Genomic DNA, 14619 nt, shown 5'->3' on the forward strand with positions numbered 1-14619 from the left:
TCAGCTTTCCAGAACGACGGCGCCGGCGGCCACCAGGGCCTCCTTGGCCGGCTTGGCCAGGCGCTTGATCGCCCGCTCGCGGCGCAGGGCGGCGCCCTTGTCGGCGCAGGCCTCGACATAGGCCAGTTCGCGGGCCGGGCTGGTGTGGAAAAAGCGCGCGCCGCGGCCACTCTGGTGCACGGCGAAGCGCCGATGCGGATCGTCGCTGATGCCGCAGTAGAGCGCGCCGTTGGCGGCGCGTACCAAGTAGACGAACCAGGGCCGCGACAGTTCCGCACTCATGCCCGGCCCCCCACGGATCGCCCGCCGTCGCCGAAGTCGAGGCCGGCCGGGCGCCGGAAGGCCGTCGGCGCACGACGGTCGGGAAGGACGACGGGCGCGCCGCAGGCGACGGGAAACGGCTGGTGGGCAATCATGGGCATGGGCCGGCAAGGTGTCTGGGGCGAGGGTAGGCGATTATCCGGCGGATCTCCAATCGCCCCTGCCGCGCTGCTGCAAACAAACTTGTGTACCCTTGCGCCAGACCATCGCCCGGAGCCCACCATGATCACCGAACCCCTGATCCTCGAACCGAAGGCCGCCGCCGACGCTTGCGTCATCTGGCTGCACGGCCTCGGCGCCGACCGCCACGACTTCGAGCCGGTCGCCCGCCTCCTGCAGCACCGCGTGAACGGCGTGCGCTTCGTCCTGCCGCAGGCGCCGACCCGGCCGGTGACCATCAACGGCGGCTGGAGCATGCCCAGCTGGTACGACATCCTCGCCATGAGCCCGAGCTCCCGGGCCATCGACGAGGACCAGCTGGAGGAGTCGTCGCGCCAGGTCATCGCGCTGATCGAGGCGCAGCGCGCCGCCGGCATCGACCCGGCACGGATCGTCCTCGCAGGCTTCTCGCAGGGCGGCGCGGTGGTCCTGCACACTGCCTTCCTGCGCTGGCAAGGCCCGCTGGCCGGCGTGCTGGCGCTCTCCACCTATGCGCCGACCTTCAACCGGCTGGAGCTCGACGCAGAGCGGGCCCGCCTGCCGGTGCTGCATCTGCACGGCAGCCGTGACGAGGTGGTGCCGCCGGCCCTCGGCCGTGCCGCCCACGACGCCCTCGCCGCCCACGGCGTGCCGGTGGAATGGCGCGACTACCCGATGGGCCACGAAGTGCTCCCCGAGGAAATCCACGACATCAGCCTCTGGCTGGCCGAGCGCCTGGCGCGCTGACCCCTTCGCCCCGCACGGATGCCGTCATGCGCACACTGTCGATCGTCCTGCTCCTGCTCGTCCTGCTCGCGCTGAGCGGTTTCTTCCTGGCCCCGGTGGTGATCGACTGGCGCCTGAACGCCGTCGCCACCCCGCCGCCCTACCCGGTCAGCGCCGCGGCGCGCCAGCTGCACAAGCGCCTGTTCGTCGCCGACCTGCACAACGATGCCCTGCTGTGGAACCGCGACCCGCTCGAGCGCGCCCGCTACGGCCACAGCGACCTGCCGCGCCTGCTCGAGGGGAACGTCGCCCTGGAGGTGTTCTCCACCGTGACCAAGAGCCCGCACGGGCTGAACCAGGAGCGCAACGCCGCCGACAGCGACGACATCACCCTACTGAGCATTCTCCAGCGCTGGCCGCCGGCGACCTGGCGCAGCCTGCTCGAACGCGCCCTGTACCAGGCCGAACGGCTGAACGCGGCGGCCGCCGCCAGCGACGGGCGCCTGGTGCCGATCCGCAGCCGGGCCGACCTGCAGGGTTTCCTCGAGCGGCGCGCGAGCGACCGCGGCCAGGTCGCCGCGCTGCTCGCCACCGAGGGCCTGCATCCGCTGGAGGGCCGTCTGGAGAACCTCGACCGGCTCTACGACGCCGGCTTTCGCATCGCCGGGATCACCCACTACTTCGACAACGAGGTGGGCGGCTCGGCCCACGGCCTGGACAAGGGCGGCCTCACCCCCTTCGGCCGCCAGGTGGTCGCGCGCCTGGAGGAAAAGCGCATGCTGATCGACCTGGCCCACGCCTCGCCGGCGGTGATCGACGAGGTGCTGGCCATGGCCACGCGCCCCGTGCTGTTTTCCCACGGCGGCGTGCAGGGCACCTGCCCGGGACCGCGCAACCTGTCCGACGACCAGTTGCGGCGCATCGCCGCCAACGGCGGACTGGTCGGCATCGGTTTCTGGGATATCGCCGTCTGCGACAGCTCGGTGGCGGCCATCGTGAACGCGATCCGCTATACCGCCGGTCTGATCGGCGTCGAGCACGTGGCCCTGGGTTCGGACTTCAACGGCACCGTGCGCACCGCCTTCGACGCCAGCGGCCTGCCGATGCTGACCGAGGGTCTGCTCGCCGCCGGCTTCGGCGAGGACGAGATCGCCGCGATCATGGGCGGCAACGTGCGCCGCCTGCTGCTCGCCACCCTGCCCTGACCGACGCGCCACGGCGCCTCGAGGCCGGCGACCCTTCGCCCGACCGGCCTCTTGCTTTACACTGACGCCAATCCATTCCTCATCCATCGACGAGATAATCGTGCTCAAGGCACTCAAGAAACTCCTAGGCATGGGCGAGCCGGCGCAACCGCCCGTCATCGCCGACACGCCAGCTCCCGCGCCCCGCTCCACCGCACCCGCCACCCCACCCAAGCCGCCCCGGCAGAAAACCAAGCCCCCCCGCCGAAGGCAAGCCCGCGGGCAAGAAGATCGCCGGCGACAAACCCGCCGGCGAGCGCAAGAGCGCCGGCAAGCCCAGGGCCGAACGGCCGCGCCGCGAGCCGCCGCCGAGCAAGCCGGCGACCGAATGGACGCTGGAGGACTTCGTCGTCGCCCCCCTGCCGGGCAAGACCCGCTTCCACGACTTCGCCCTCGACCCGCGGCTGATGCACGCCATCCACGACGTCGGCTTCCCCTACTGCACGCCGATCCAGGCCCAGGTGCTCGGCTACACCCTCAAGGGCCAGGATGCCATCGGCCGCGCCCAGACCGGCACCGGCAAGACCGCCGCCTTCCTGATCTCGATCATCAGCCAGCTGCTGCAGACCCCGCCGCCCAAGGAGCGCTACATGGGCGAGCCGCGCGCGCTGATCATCGCGCCGACCCGCGAGCTGGTGGTGCAGATCGCCAAGGACGCCCTGGCGCTGACCCGCTACACCGGCCTCAACGTGATGAGCTTCGTCGGCGGCATGGACTTCGACAAGCAGCTCAAGCAGTTGGAGGAGAAGTTCTGCGACATCCTGGTGGCCACCCCCGGCCGCCTGCTGGACTTCAACCAGCGCGGCGAGGTGCACCTGGACATGATCGAGGTGCTGGTGCTCGACGAGGCCGACCGCATGCTCGACATGGGCTTCATCCCGCAGGTGCGGCAGATCATCCGCCAGACCCCCTACAAGGGCGAACGGCAGACCCTGCTGTTCTCGGCGACCTTCACTGAAGATGTGATGAACCTGGCCAAGCAGTGGACGGTCGACCCGGCGGTCGTCGAGATCGAGCCGGAGCACGTCGCCAGCGACACCGTCGAGCAGCACGTCTACGCGGTGGCCGGCAGCGACAAGTACAAGCTCCTGTACAACCTGGTGACCCGCAACAACTGGGAACGGGTGATGGTGTTCGCCAACCGCAAGGACGAGGTGCGGCGCATCGAGGAGCGCCTGAGCAAGGACGGCGTCAGCGCCGCGCAGATGTCCGGCGACGTGCCGCAGCATAAGCGCATCAAGGTCCTGGAGGGCTTTCGCGAGGGCCAGATCCGCGTGCTGGTGGCCACCGACGTGGCCGGCCGGGGCATCCACGTCGAGGGCGTCAGCCACGTGATCAACTACACCCTGCCGGAAGACCCGGACGACTACGTGCACCGCATCGGCCGCACCGGCCGCGCCGGCTCCAGCGGTACCTCGATCAGCTTCGCCGGCGAGGACGACGCCTTCGCCTTGCCGCCGATCGAGAAGCTGCTCGGCCGCAAGATCGACTGCGAGATTCCGCCCGCCGAGCTGCTCCAGGCGGTGCCGCGGCGCTCCTGACGCCTGATCGCCTCGCAGGGTGGACAACGCCGCAGGACCAGGGTGGATGGCTTCAGCCATCTTCCACCCTACCAGCGCCGCGCCGCTTCCTGGTCGCTGTCGCGGCCCTCGACCCAGCGCGGCCCCTCGCCGGTGTCCTCCTTCTTCCAGAACGGCGCGCGGGTTTTCAGGTAGTCCATGACAAACGCGCAGGCGTCGAAGGCCGCCTGGCGGTGGGCGCTGGCGGTGCCGACGAAGACGATCGGCTCGCCCGGCTCCAGGCGGCCGATGCGGTGGAGGATCTCCAGCCGGAGCAGCGGCCAGCGCTGCGCGGCCTCGTCGGCGATCTTGCCCAGGGCCTTCTCGGTCATCCCCGGATAGTGCTCGAGGAACATCCCACCGACCTCGCGGCCCTCGTTGAAGTCGCGCACGTAGCCGACGAAACCGACCACCGCGCCGACCCCGACGTTGGCCGCGTGCAGTGCGTTGAGCTCGGCCCCCGGATCGAAGGCTTCGACCTGTACCCGAATGCCCATCTCAGCCTCCGGTGACGGTGGGGAAGAAGGCGACCTCGTCGCCGTCGGCCAAGGGCTCGTCCAGACTGCAGAGCTCCTGGTTGCGGGCGCACATCAGGTTGCGCTCGCCGAGCACCGCCCAGTCCCCGCCGCGCGCCAGCAGATGGCGGCGCAGGTCGTCCAGACGAGCGAAGGACTCGCTCCAGTCGAGCTGCTCGGCGTCGAGGCCGAGCGCCTCGCGGTAGCGGGCGAAGTAATGCACGTGAATCATGGGAATACTGCTCTCCGTCGGAATCAGGCGTCGGCCTGGTAGTGGCCGCTCTTGCCTCCCCGCTTCTCCAGCAGGCGGATCTGTTCGATGAGCATGCCGCGGTCCACCGCCTTGCACATGTCGTAGAGGGTCAGCGCGGCGACGCTGGCCGCGGTCAGCGCCTCCATCTCCACGCCGGTCTGTCCGGCCAGCTTGCAGCGCGCGGTGATGCGCACGCGGTCCTCGCCCTCGGCGCTCAGCTCGACCTTGATGCCGGTCAAGAGCAGCGGATGGCAGAGCGGAATCAGTTCGTGGGTCTTCTTCGCCGCCATGATCCCGGCGATGCGCGCCACAGCGAACACGTCGCCCTTGGGATGGCCGCCCTGCTGGATCAGCCGCAGGGTCTCCGGCAGCATGCGCACCCAGGCCTCGGCCTCGGCCTCGCGGGCGGTATTGGCCTTGTCGGTGACGTCGACCATGTGGGCATGACCCTGGGAATCGAGGTGGGTGAGCATGGGCAGCGCCTCCTGGAACGAAAGGGGCCCATTGTATACCCGGCCGATTGCCGGCCGCAGAGCCGCGGGAGCGCCGGCGGGCGCCCCGCGGCCGCGCCGCTACATGTTCGCCTCGGCGTACTCGGCCAGGGCCGAGCGCGGCACCCCCTGCAGGGTGATGTGCACGCCGTGGCGGAAGTCCTTGAAGCGCTCGGTGAGGTAGGTCAGCCCGGAGCTGGTGGCCGACAGGTAGGGCGTGTCGATCTGCGCCAGGTTGCCCAGACAGACCACCTTCGAGCCGCTGCCGGCACGGGTGATGATGGTCTTCATCTGGTGCGGGGTGAGGTTCTGGCACTCGTCGATGAGGATCAGGCTCTGCTGGAAACTGCGCCCGCGGATGTAGTTCAGCGATTTGAACTGCAGAGGCACCTTCTGCAGGATGTAGTCGACGCTGCCATGGGTGTTCTCGTCGTCCATGTGCAGCGCCTCCAGGTTGTCGGTGATGGCGCCGAGCCAGGGCTCCATCTTCTCCGCCTCGGTGCCGGGCAGGAAGCCGATGTCCTCGTCCAGCCCCTGCACGCTGCGGGTGGCGATGATCCGCCGGTAGCGCTTGTTGACCATGGTCTGCTCGATGGCCGCGGCCAGGGCGAGGATGGTCTTGCCCGAGCCGGCGGCACCGGTCAGGTTGACCAGGTGGATGTCCGGCTCGAGCAGGGCGAACAGCGCCAGCGCCTGGTAGACGTCGCGCGGACGCAGCCCCCAGGCTTCCTGATGCAGCAACGGCTCCTGGTGTAGGTCGAGGATCAGGAGCTCGTCGCCCTTGATGCCCTTGACCCAGCCGACGAAGCCCTGCTCGTCGAGGATGAACTCGTTGAGGTGCAGCGACGGCAGGTTGTCGGTGAGCTGCACCCGGTGCCAGGCGCGGCCGTGGTCCTGGCGGGTATCCACCTTGCTCACCCGGTCCCAGAACGAGCCGCTCAGGTTGTGGTAGCCGCGCGGCAGCAGGTTGACGTCGTCGATCAGCTGGTCGGTGTGGTAGTCCTCGGCCGCTACCCCGCAGGCGCGCGCCTTCAGGCGCATGTTGATGTCCTTGGTGACCAGCACCACCGGCACGTCCGGCTGGCGCTTCTTCAGTTCCACCACCAGGTTGATGATGCGGTTGTCGTTGCTGTCGTCGCCCGGCAACCGGTCGTCAGCCCCGTCGCGGCGGCTCATCAGGATCGACAGCAGGCCGCAGGGACCGCTCTTGCCGCGCTGGATGGGGACGCCCTGCTCGACCTCCTCGGGCGTCGCCTCGCCGAGCACCTGGTCGATCAGCCGGATCGCCTGGCGGCACTCGGCAGCCACGGTGTGCTTGCCGGTCTTCAGCTTGTCCAGCTCCTCGAGCACCGTCATCGGGATGCCGACGTGGTGCTCCTGGAAATTCAGCAAGGCGTTGGGATCGTGGATCAGGATGTTGGTGTCGAGGACGTAGAGGGTCGCCTGGGTGGGATGGGCGCATCCGTGTTCATCCATATTCGGTCACCTTTGTCTGGCCGGGGGCAGGCGACGGAATGCCGGATACAGCGCTCCGCCGCGGGAAACCGCCATCCTCTCCGGCGCCGGGCGGGAGAGTCCGGGCACGCCGCCGGCCGGAGCCGCCGGGCGTGCGCGCATTCGACAGACCGTGGCGACACTCGTGACGCACGGGGCATCTTCCCTGGTCTGTCAGACGGTCTGGCTTCGTTGATACAGCAAAACGGATGACAGAAAAAAGTACTTTTCAGCACCAGCCAGGCTTTTTTTATGCCGCTGCCGAATGACCTTGGCGGCTCCTTCCGGGGCCGCTACAGTGAAAGGATTCACTCCCGCCCGCCTGCCTGCCTTGCCTCGCAGCGATTCACCTCCACGGTCGTGTGCACCAGCCCGGCAATGCCCGTCAGACAGGCCTTGTAGCGGTCCGCGCTGCGGTCGCCATGGGTCACCACGCTGAGGATGCAGGCGTACTGGGCACGACCGACGCGCCACAGGTGCAGGTCGGCCACCTCGGTGTCCGGCTCGTTCTCCAGGGTGGTGCGCACCCGTTCGACCAGCGGGCTGTCCATCTCCCGGTCGAGCAGCACCTTGCCGGTCTCGATCAGCAGGCCCTTGGCCCAGACGCCGATCACCAGCGCACCGACGATGCCCATCAGCGGGTCCAGCCAGCTCCAGCCGAAGAACTTGCCGCCGAGCAGCGCGACGATGGCCGCCACCGAGGTGAGCGCGTCGGTCAGCACGTGCAGGTAGGCGGCGTGGCGGTTGAGATCGCGGTGGGCGTGGCCGTGCCCGTGATGGTCGTGGTCGTGGTCGTGGCCGTGATGGCCGTGACCATGCCCGTGGTGATGGTGATCGTGCTGGTCGCGCAGCAGCCAGGCCGACAGCAGGTTGACCGCCAGGCCGATCGCCGCCACCCACAGCGCCAGGTCGAAGGCGATCTGGCGGGGTTCCCAGAGCCGCCAGAGCGACTCGACGAGCATCAACAGCGCCACCATCACCAGCAGCAGCGCGCTGGCGAAGCCGGCCAGCACCTCGATCTTCCAGGTGCCGAAGGCGAAGCGCGGGTCCTGCACGTAGCGCCGGGCGAGCAGGTAGGCCACCGCGGTCAGGCCGATCGCCACCATGTGCGAAGCCATGTGCCAGCCGTCGGCCAGCAGCGCCATGGAGTTGAAGGCATAGCCGGCGGCGATCTCCACCAGCATGGTGACCCCGGTCAGGGCCACCACCAGCCAGGCCTGGCGCTCGCTGCCCGCCTCCAGCGGGCGATAGTCGTGGGAGGACTGCCAGTGTTCGTGATTGCATTCGATCATCGGGTGACTCCGGGAAAACGTAGGGTGCTAGCCAAAGACGCTAGAATCACCGCAGATCCGAAGGAGAGCAACGATGCTGATGGTGATTTCCCCGGCCAAGACCCTCGACTACCAGAGCCCGCCGGTCACTGCGCGCCACACCCTGCCCCAGTACCTGGACCATGCCGCCGAACTCATGGTCCGGCTGCGCGAGCTGACCCCGCCGGCGATCGCCGAGCTGATGAGCCTGTCCGACAAGCTCGCCGGGCTCAACGCCGCGCGCTATGCCGAATGGACCCCCGACTTCACCCCGGCCAACGCCAAGCAGGCCCTGCTCGCCTTCAAGGGCGACGTCTACACCGGCCTGAACGCCGAGGACTTCGACGAGGCCGATTTCGACTTCGCCCAGACCCATCTGCGCATGCTCTCCGGCCTCTACGGCGTGCTGCGCCCGCTGGACCTGATGCAGCCCTACCGCCTGGAGATGGGCACCAAGCTGGCCAACGCCCGCGGCAAGGACCTCTACGCCTTCTGGGGCGAGCGCATCAGCCACTGGCTGAACGAGGCGCTGGACGACCAGGGCGACGACCTGCTGCTCAACCTGGCCTCCAACGAGTACTTCTCAGCGGTCAGGCGCCCGCTGCTGCGCGGCCGGGTCATCGACACCGAATTCAGGGACCTGAAGAACGGCCAGTACAAGATCGTCAGCTTCTATGCCAAGCAGGCCCGCGGCCGCATGGCCCGCTACGTGATCAAGGAGCGGCTGCGCGACCCGGAAGGCCTCAAGGACTTCGACGACCGGGGCTACCGCTTCTCGGTCAGCCACTCCACGCCCGAGCGCCTGGTATTCCTGCGCGACAAGCCGATGGACTGACGGCCGTCATGGCCGCGGGCCGGCCGCCGAGGCGCTGCGGCGCAGCAGACGCTGCCAGCAGCGCAGCCCGCACCCGAGGGCGGCGAGCAGGTAGACCAGGCCACCCGGTACCCACATCAGCAGGCCGGCCAGCTGCTGGTCGCCCAGCTCGCCGCCATCGCGGTAGAGCGGCACCCGGGCGAAGCTCAGCAACGCACCGAGCAGACCGGTATGCATGCTGGTCAGCAGCAGGGCCAGCAGCGCCTGCCCCTGCTGGCGCGGCCCGGCGCGCAGCACCGACCACCAGAACAGCCAGGCGCTGAACAGGAAGCAGGCATGCTCGACGAGGTGCCACCAGAGGTTGTCCAGCGCCAGCCGGTAGGCCCCCGGCGCGTGCCAGATCCAGATCAGCGCGCCGTGCAGTACGGCGCAGGCCAGCGGCCGCCGGGCCAGGCGCAGCGGGCCGCGCCACAGGCGACCCAGGCGCGGGCCGCACAGGCTGCGCCATTGCGGCAGCGGCCGGGCCAGCACGGCCAGCGGGGCGACGGCCAGCATCAGCAGCATGTGCTGCAGCATGTGCAGGGCGGCGCTGGTTTCCGCGGCGTCGTCAAGGGGGCCGAACAGGCTGAGGGCCGCGAGCAGGAAGCCTCCGTGCAGCAACAGGCGCTGGCGCAGCGCCGCCGGCCGGCGCCGGCAGCCTGCCACGTAGCCGGTCCAGGCAACGGCCAGCAGAGCGGCGCCGAGCAGCGCCAGCAGCCGCTCGCCCAGCAGCCGGCCGAGGCCCGCGTCGAACAGCCCGTGGGCCTGCGCCCCGGCCGGCAGCAGCAGGAGCAGCAGACCGCTCAGAGGCATGGCGGCAGCGCCAGGATCGGCAGGCCGACGTACAGCGTGGCGGCCCCCGCCAGCAGATGGACCGCGGCACCGACCCGCACCACGAAGCGCCGCGCCGCCAGCGCGGGCGGCGGCGACCGCCACAGCCGCCAGGCACAGCCGAACAGCCAGGCCGCGGTGAGCAGACTGAAGACGCCGAGCAGGCCGTTGAGCCAGGTGAGCGGCCCCGCTCCGGCGCCCGGCCAGGCCGACAGGCAGCCCAGCGACAGCCCGGCGTACACGGCGACCAGCCACAGGCTCCAGAGGATCAGGCCGAGCGCCAGCTGCAGCGGATGGCCCGGCCTCATGCGCCGATCCCCCGGGGAAACAGCACCAGGGCGCAGTAGCTCACCCAGAAGATCAGCAGGCAGTAGTCCCACCACTGCAGAATCACCCCCGGCTCGTAGGGCGCCCGCTCGCCGACCAGCCCCAGGCGCACCCGCCAGGCCTGCAGCGCAGTGAACAGCGGCGCCAGGGCGCAGTGCAGCAGCAGGTAGCCCAGGGTCGTGGCGATCAGCGCGTCGTGGGCGCTGGCGCCGGGCGTCAGCGGCATCGAGAAGAGCAGCCAGGCGAGCCCCGCCGCCTGCAGCAGGCCCAGCGCGGCAAGCGTCCAGAGCCCCGCCTCCAGACCGCACAGCGCGCCCCGACGCAAGCGCCGCACCAGCCAGCGGAAACCCAGCGCGATGGCACCGAGCAGCAGCCCGTCGAGCAGTAGCGCCCCTCCCGGCAGCGGCGAGCGCGCCGGCGGCTGCCAGTTCGGCGCCACGGTCCACAGGTAGAACCAGGCGAAGATCAGCGAGAAGAACAGCACGCCGTTGGCCAGCAGGCTGGTGCCCATGCCCCACCGGCCGGGACCGTCGAAGGTGCGCGAATGCAGCGGCGGATCGCCCGGCCGGGTACGCGCGTCCGGCGCCGCCAGAGGGTGCGCGCCGTTGACCCAAGACCAGCGCAGCAGGATGCCCAGGGCCGCCAGCGCCGCCACGCCGGCCAGGCCATAGGCGCCGTTCAGCAGGGACAGGCAGACCAGGCTCAGGGCCAGCGCCGCATACAGCGGCAGCCAGCTGTTGCCCGGCAGGTGGACGATCTCGCGCACCGCGGCAGTCAGCGGGTCGCTGCCCCAGGTTTCGCGCCGGCCGTGGTCGATGCTCGACAGTCCGTGGTGGCCGCGGCGAGGCTCCGGGCGAGGTCCGGGCTCTCCCACAGCGGATGGCGACCGGTGCAGGTCGGCAGACTGACGAAGTTGTAGGCGGCCGGCGGCAGCGCGGTGGCCCACTCCAGGGTGTCGGCCTGCCAGGGATTGTCGCCGGCGCGGCGGCCGAAACGGAAATGCAGGCCGATGTCCAGCAGCACCATGGCCACGCCCATGGCCATCACGAAGCTGCCCACCGAGGAGACCAGGTTGGGCAGGTCCCAGCCGAGCCCCGCCGGGTAGGTGTAGACCCGCCGCGGCATGCCCAGGAGGCCGGTCCAGTGCATCACCAGGAAGGTCGCGTTGAAGCCGACGAAGGTCAGCCAGAAACCCCAGCGGCCGAGGCGCTCGGACGGCAGGCGCCCGGAGAAGTGCGGCAGCCAGTAGTAGAGCCCGGCGATCAGCGGGAAGAGCATGCCGCCGACCAGCACGTAGTGCATGTGCGCCACCACGAAGTGGGTGTCGTGCACCTGCCAGTCGAAGGGCACCAGCGCCAGCATCACCCCGGTCAGCCCGCCGGCGACGAAGATCACCAGAAAGCCGACCAGCCAGAGCATCGGCACATTGAACAGCGGCCGACCGGTCCACAGGGTGGCCAGCCAGGCGAACACCTGGATGCCGGTGGGCACTGCCACCAGCATGCTGGCCGCGGAGAAGAACGCCTGGCCGAGCAGCGGAATGCCCACGGTGAACATGTGGTGCACCCACAGGCCGAAGCTGAGAAAGCCGGTGCCGATCACCGCCAGCACCACCCAGCGATAGCCCACCGCCGGGCAGCGGGCGAATACCGGCAGCAGGGTGCTGACGATGCCGGCCGCCGGCAGGAAGATGATGTAGACCTCGGGATGGCCGAACAGCCAGAACAGGTGCTGCCAGAGCAGCGGATCGCCGCCGCGGGCGACGTCGAAGAAGGCGAAGCCCGCGGTGCGCTCCAGTTCCAGGAGAAGGCTGCCGAGGACCAGCGGCGGGAAGCCGAAGACGATCATCAGCGCCGTCACCAGCATGTACCAGGCGAACAGCGGCATCCGGTCGAGGCTCATGCCGGGGGCGCGGCCGCGCAGGATCGACACCGCCAGCTCGATGGCGCCGGCCAGCGAGGAAACTTCCACCAAGGCGATGCCGAGCAGCCAGAAATCCGCGTTCACCCCTGGCGAATGGGCATCGCTGCTCAGCGGGGTGTACATGAACCAGCCGCCGTTCGGCGCCAGGCCCAGGGCCAGGCTGGAGACCAGGATGACGCCGCCGAACAGGTAGCACCAGTAGCCGAAGGCGCTGAGCCGCGGAAAGAGCAGGTCGCGGGCGCCGATCATCTTGGGGATCAGGTAGACGGCCAGCCCCTCGACCATCGGCACGGCGAAGAGGAACATCATCACCGAGCCGTGCAGAGTGAACAGCTGGTTGTAGGTCTGGTGATCGATCAGCGGCAGGTCGGGGCGCGCCAACTGGGCACGGATCAGCATCGCCAGCAGCCCGCCGATGAGGAAAAACACCGTCCCGGTGGCCATGAAGCGCAGGCCGATGCTGCTGTGGTTGACGACGGACAGCGCCCGCCAGCCGGTCGGATTGCCCCATACGGCATGGAAGTCCCGATGCAGCCGTTCGTGGTGCTGGAAGCGGGGATCGCTCATGGGACCAGGGTCTCCAGCCAGGCGGCGATGGCATCGAGGCTGGCCTCGGGCAGATGGTCGTGGCGCGGCATGCCGTTGTGCGGCTTGAGCTGCTGGTGCTCGCGCAGCCAGCGGCGCATGGCCCCCTCCCCCCTCGCCAGGGTGCCGGCGCCGAGGCTGGGCCGCGCGCCGACGTCGCTCAGATCCGGTGCCCGCTGGCCGCTGCTCACCCCGGCCACCCGGTGGCATGCACCGCAATAGGGACGGAAGGCCTCCACCGCCGCGGCATGTTGCGGCGCGATGGCTGGCGCGGTCCGGCGGGCCGCCTGCCAGGCCTCGAAGGCCGGCGCTTCCAGGGCTTCGACCGCCAGCGCCATGTGTGCGTGCTGGGCGCCGCAGAACTCCGCGCACTGGCCACGGTAGCGGCCGGTCCGGTCGGCCTGCAGGCGCAGGGTCAGGCGGCGTCCCGGCAGCATATCCAGCTTGCCGCCCAGGCGCGGCACCCAGAAGGCGTGGATCACGTCGGCGCTGGTGACTTCCACGTCCACCGGCCGGCCGACCGGCAGGATCAGCTGATTGGCGGTGACCACGCCGGTCGCGGGATAGCGCACCTCCCACCACCACTGATGGCCGGTCACCTCGATGCGCAGCGGCGGCGGCCCGTCCAGCGGCAGGGGCAGCATGCGCAGGCCCAGCGGGATGCCGAAGGCCAGCAGCACCAGGATGCTCAAGCCCGGCAGCAGCACGCCGCCGGCGAGCATCCAGCGCCGGCCCAGCTGGCGGGCCTGCCCGGGGTCGTACTGGCGCGGTGCGCGGCGCAGGGCCACCAGCCAGAGGACCACGACCAGCAGCAGCACCAGGCCGAACCAGGCGAACATGCCCCACCACAGCCAGGCCGCCGCCTGCGCCGCCGGACCGGCCGGGTCGAGGATCGACTGCGGCCCCTCGCAGCCGGCCAGGAGCATTGCCAGGCCGGCGGCGGTCAGATGCCCGTAGGCGGTCCGCCGCCGCTTGCCGAGGAACTCCCGATGCCCGAGCCGACCATCCGCAGCCGCGCCGCCCTGGGCGGCCACCCGTTGCATCCGATGCTGATCCACTTCCCGGTCGCCGCCCTGTTCGGGCTGGTCGCCAGCGACCTCGGCTACCTGCTGAGCGGCGACCCCTTCTGGGCGAGGGCCAGCCTGTGGCTGTCCGGCGTCGGCGCCTTCGGCGGCTGGATCGCCAGCAGTGCCGGCCTCGTCGACCTGTTCACCGTGCGGCGGATTCGCCGCCTGGTCACCGGCTGGTGCCATGCCGTCCTCGCCGTGATGATGCTCTCGCTGGCCTCGCTGAACTGGCTGCAGCGCTACCGGGAGGCCGAGCCCATCTACCCCTGGGGGCTGTACCTGTCCGTGCTGACCGCCCTGCTGATCGTGCTCGCCGCCTGGCTGGGCGGCCGCCTGGTGTACGAGCATGCGGTGGGCGTCGAGGTGGAAGGCTGAACGGTTCGCCACCGGGAGCCTCCTCAGAGCGGCCTGGCCAGCACCAGCCAGACCACGCAGAGCGCGGCCACCGCGGAGGCCGCCGCCAGGGCGACGCAGGGCACGGCCACGGCGCTCTGCGGCTTGCGCTCCAGATGCAGGATCAGCGCGCCGTAGAGGGTATGGCAGAGCACCATGGCGGCCACCGCCGTCAGCTTGAGGATCAGCCAGGTGCCGAGCGTGCCCTGCAGCAGAAACAGCAGGGTGCCGCTGAGGATGGTGAAGAGCGCCGCCGGGGTCGCCAGCAGGGTGAACAGCTGGCGGGCCGGCCGGCTGGGCTCGCCGGAGGAAACCTCGAAGTCGCCGGCAGCTATCAGGGCCGGCAGATAGAACAGCGCGCCGCACCACATCAGCAAAAAGACGATATGTACGACCAGCAACCAGGGCATGGCGAAACTTCCCGAGTTCCAGTGCATGGCATGTTTCCTGTTGCCTACCGACTGGCCGGCATGGTCGAAACAGTGCGCATTCAATATCCGCTGTGAGTGTAGTAGCCGACGGTGCATATAGCCGGCGCATATATTGAAAGTTGCCTGGCCTTTAATCCGCAGACTTGTACCGTTTGTCC

Annotated in this window: 14 protein-coding genes and 2 pseudogenes; 5 read left to right on the top strand and 11 right to left on the bottom strand. The window is 69.8% G+C overall.

All coding sequences use genetic code 11. From position 1 onward, the window contains the following. Complete coding sequence (locus Atro_RS08810) at nucleotides 1-282, bottom strand: GIY-YIG nuclease family protein (protein WP_497927273.1); 282 nt, start codon at nucleotides 280-282, stop codon at nucleotides 1-3. 264 nt (nucleotides 283-546) lie between these two features. Here Atro_RS08810 and Atro_RS08815 point away from each other — a divergent pair, with 264 nt between their 5' ends. From Atro_RS08815 to rhlB, 3 genes and pseudogenes are all read left to right on the top strand, one after another. Beyond that, a complete protein-coding gene (locus tag Atro_RS08815; RefSeq protein ID WP_497927648.1) occupies nucleotides 547-1206 on the top strand; it encodes an alpha/beta hydrolase in 660 nt (219 codons plus the stop codon). 26 nt (nucleotides 1207-1232) lie between these two features. Then, nucleotides 1233-2390: a dipeptidase gene (locus Atro_RS08820; protein ID WP_497927274.1), complete on the top strand. Its 1158-nt coding sequence runs from the start codon at nucleotides 1233-1235 to the stop codon at nucleotides 2388-2390. 100 nt (nucleotides 2391-2490) lie between these two features. Beyond that, nucleotides 2491-3970, top strand: a pseudogene (rhlB, locus tag Atro_RS08825) (ATP-dependent RNA helicase RhlB). Between the two features lie 68 nt (nucleotides 3971-4038). On the opposite strand, the gene moaE reads toward rhlB, so the two are convergent. The 5 genes from moaE to dmeF form a co-directional block, all read right to left on the bottom strand. Continuing rightward, nucleotides 4039-4485 carry a molybdopterin synthase catalytic subunit MoaE gene (moaE, locus tag Atro_RS08830; RefSeq protein WP_497927275.1) on the bottom strand — a complete coding sequence of 149 codons (447 nt, stop codon included), beginning with the start codon at nucleotides 4483-4485 and terminating at the stop codon, nucleotides 4039-4041. Nucleotide 4486: 1 nt separating this feature from the next. After that, the gene (locus Atro_RS08835) at nucleotides 4487-4735 is read right to left on the bottom strand and encodes a MoaD/ThiS family protein (protein ID WP_497927276.1); all 249 of its coding nucleotides are present in this window, start codon (nucleotides 4733-4735) and stop codon (nucleotides 4487-4489) included. 23 nt (nucleotides 4736-4758) lie between these two features. Further along, nucleotides 4759-5229, bottom strand: a complete 471-nt coding sequence (moaC, locus tag Atro_RS08840) for a cyclic pyranopterin monophosphate synthase MoaC (protein ID WP_497927277.1) — start codon at nucleotides 5227-5229, stop codon at nucleotides 4759-4761. A 99-nt stretch (nucleotides 5230-5328) separates the two neighbouring features. Beyond that, complete coding sequence (locus Atro_RS08845; RefSeq protein WP_497927278.1) at nucleotides 5329-6723, bottom strand: PhoH family protein; 1395 nt, start codon at nucleotides 6721-6723, stop codon at nucleotides 5329-5331. Nucleotides 6724-7049: 326 nt separating this feature from the next. Further along, on the bottom strand, nucleotides 7050-8033 hold the full coding sequence (gene dmeF / locus Atro_RS08850; protein ID WP_497927279.1) for a CDF family Co(II)/Ni(II) efflux transporter DmeF: 984 nt from the start codon (nucleotides 8031-8033) through the stop codon (nucleotides 7050-7052). 73 nt (nucleotides 8034-8106) lie between these two features. Between dmeF and yaaA the strand changes: the two genes are divergently transcribed. Next, nucleotides 8107-8886 carry a peroxide stress protein YaaA gene (gene yaaA, locus Atro_RS08855; RefSeq protein WP_497927280.1) on the top strand — a complete coding sequence of 260 codons (780 nt, stop codon included), beginning with the start codon at nucleotides 8107-8109 and terminating at the stop codon, nucleotides 8884-8886. A 6-nt stretch (nucleotides 8887-8892) separates the two neighbouring features. Here the strand turns inward: yaaA and Atro_RS08860 are convergent, their stop codons facing one another. The 4 genes and pseudogenes from Atro_RS08860 to coxB all read right to left on the bottom strand — a co-directional run bounded on the left by Atro_RS08860 (nucleotide 8893) and on the right by coxB (nucleotide 13496). After that, nucleotides 8893-9717 carry a cytochrome c oxidase assembly protein gene (locus Atro_RS08860; protein ID WP_497927281.1) on the bottom strand — a complete coding sequence of 275 codons (825 nt, stop codon included), beginning with the start codon at nucleotides 9715-9717 and terminating at the stop codon, nucleotides 8893-8895. Beyond that, entirely contained in the window at nucleotides 9708-10043 is a 336-nt protein-coding gene (locus tag Atro_RS08865) for a hypothetical protein (RefSeq protein ID WP_497927282.1), read from the bottom strand. The genes Atro_RS08860 and Atro_RS08865 overlap by 10 nt, the downstream gene beginning before the upstream one ends. Further along, nucleotides 10040-12552 (bottom strand): annotated as a pseudogene (gene ctaD / locus Atro_RS08870) (cytochrome c oxidase subunit I). The gene Atro_RS08865 and the pseudogene ctaD overlap by 4 nt, the downstream one beginning before the upstream one ends. Next, the gene (coxB, locus tag Atro_RS08875; RefSeq protein ID WP_497927649.1) at nucleotides 12549-13496 is read right to left on the bottom strand and encodes a cytochrome c oxidase subunit II; all 948 of its coding nucleotides are present in this window, start codon (nucleotides 13494-13496) and stop codon (nucleotides 12549-12551) included. The pseudogene ctaD and the gene coxB overlap by 4 nt, the downstream one beginning before the upstream one ends. Before the next feature lie 63 nt (nucleotides 13497-13559). Here coxB and Atro_RS08880 point away from each other — a divergent pair, with 63 nt between their 5' ends. Then, nucleotides 13560-14012, top strand: a complete 453-nt coding sequence (locus tag Atro_RS08880) for a DUF2231 domain-containing protein (RefSeq protein ID WP_497927283.1) — start codon at nucleotides 13560-13562, stop codon at nucleotides 14010-14012. A 23-nt stretch (nucleotides 14013-14035) separates the two neighbouring features. Here Atro_RS08880 and Atro_RS08885 read toward each other — a convergent pair whose 3' ends face one another. Then, nucleotides 14036-14467, bottom strand: a complete 432-nt coding sequence (locus tag Atro_RS08885) for a CopD family protein (RefSeq protein ID WP_497927284.1) — start codon at nucleotides 14465-14467, stop codon at nucleotides 14036-14038. Between the last annotated feature and the right edge of the window lie 152 nt (nucleotides 14468-14619).

The organism is Azotobacter tropicalis (assembly GCF_059739045.1).

Coding starts and splice junctions, on each gene's coding strand:
- moaE (WP_497927275.1), bottom strand. CDS start 4,485: ATGGGCATTCGGGTACAGGTCGAAGCCTTCGATCCGGGGGCCGAGCTC.
- dmeF (WP_497927279.1), bottom strand. CDS start 8,033: ATGATCGAATGCAATCACGAACACTGGCAGTCCTCCCACGACTATCGC.
- moaC (WP_497927277.1), bottom strand. CDS start 5,229: ATGCTCACCCACCTCGATTCCCAGGGTCATGCCCACATGGTCGACGTC.
- yaaA (WP_497927280.1), top strand. CDS start 8,107: ATGCTGATGGTGATTTCCCCGGCCAAGACCCTCGACTACCAGAGCCCG.
- Atro_RS08820 (WP_497927274.1), top strand. CDS start 1,233: ATGCGCACACTGTCGATCGTCCTGCTCCTGCTCGTCCTGCTCGCGCTG.
- Atro_RS08860 (WP_497927281.1), bottom strand. CDS start 9,717: ATGCCTCTGAGCGGTCTGCTGCTCCTGCTGCTGCCGGCCGGGGCGCAG.
- Atro_RS08865 (WP_497927282.1), bottom strand. CDS start 10,043: ATGAGGCCGGGCCATCCGCTGCAGCTGGCGCTCGGCCTGATCCTCTGG.
- coxB (WP_497927649.1), bottom strand. CDS start 13,496: ATGCTCCTGGCCGGCTGCGAGGGGCCGCAGTCGATCCTCGACCCGGCC.
- Atro_RS08885 (WP_497927284.1), bottom strand. CDS start 14,467: ATGCACTGGAACTCGGGAAGTTTCGCCATGCCCTGGTTGCTGGTCGTA.
- Atro_RS08810 (WP_497927273.1), bottom strand. CDS start 282: ATGAGTGCGGAACTGTCGCGGCCCTGGTTCGTCTACTTGGTACGCGCC.
- Atro_RS08845 (WP_497927278.1), bottom strand. CDS start 6,723: ATGGATGAACACGGATGCGCCCATCCCACCCAGGCGACCCTCTACGTC.
- Atro_RS08880 (WP_497927283.1), top strand. CDS start 13,560: ATGCCCGAGCCGACCATCCGCAGCCGCGCCGCCCTGGGCGGCCACCCG.
- Atro_RS08835 (WP_497927276.1), bottom strand. CDS start 4,735: ATGATTCACGTGCATTACTTCGCCCGCTACCGCGAGGCGCTCGGCCTC.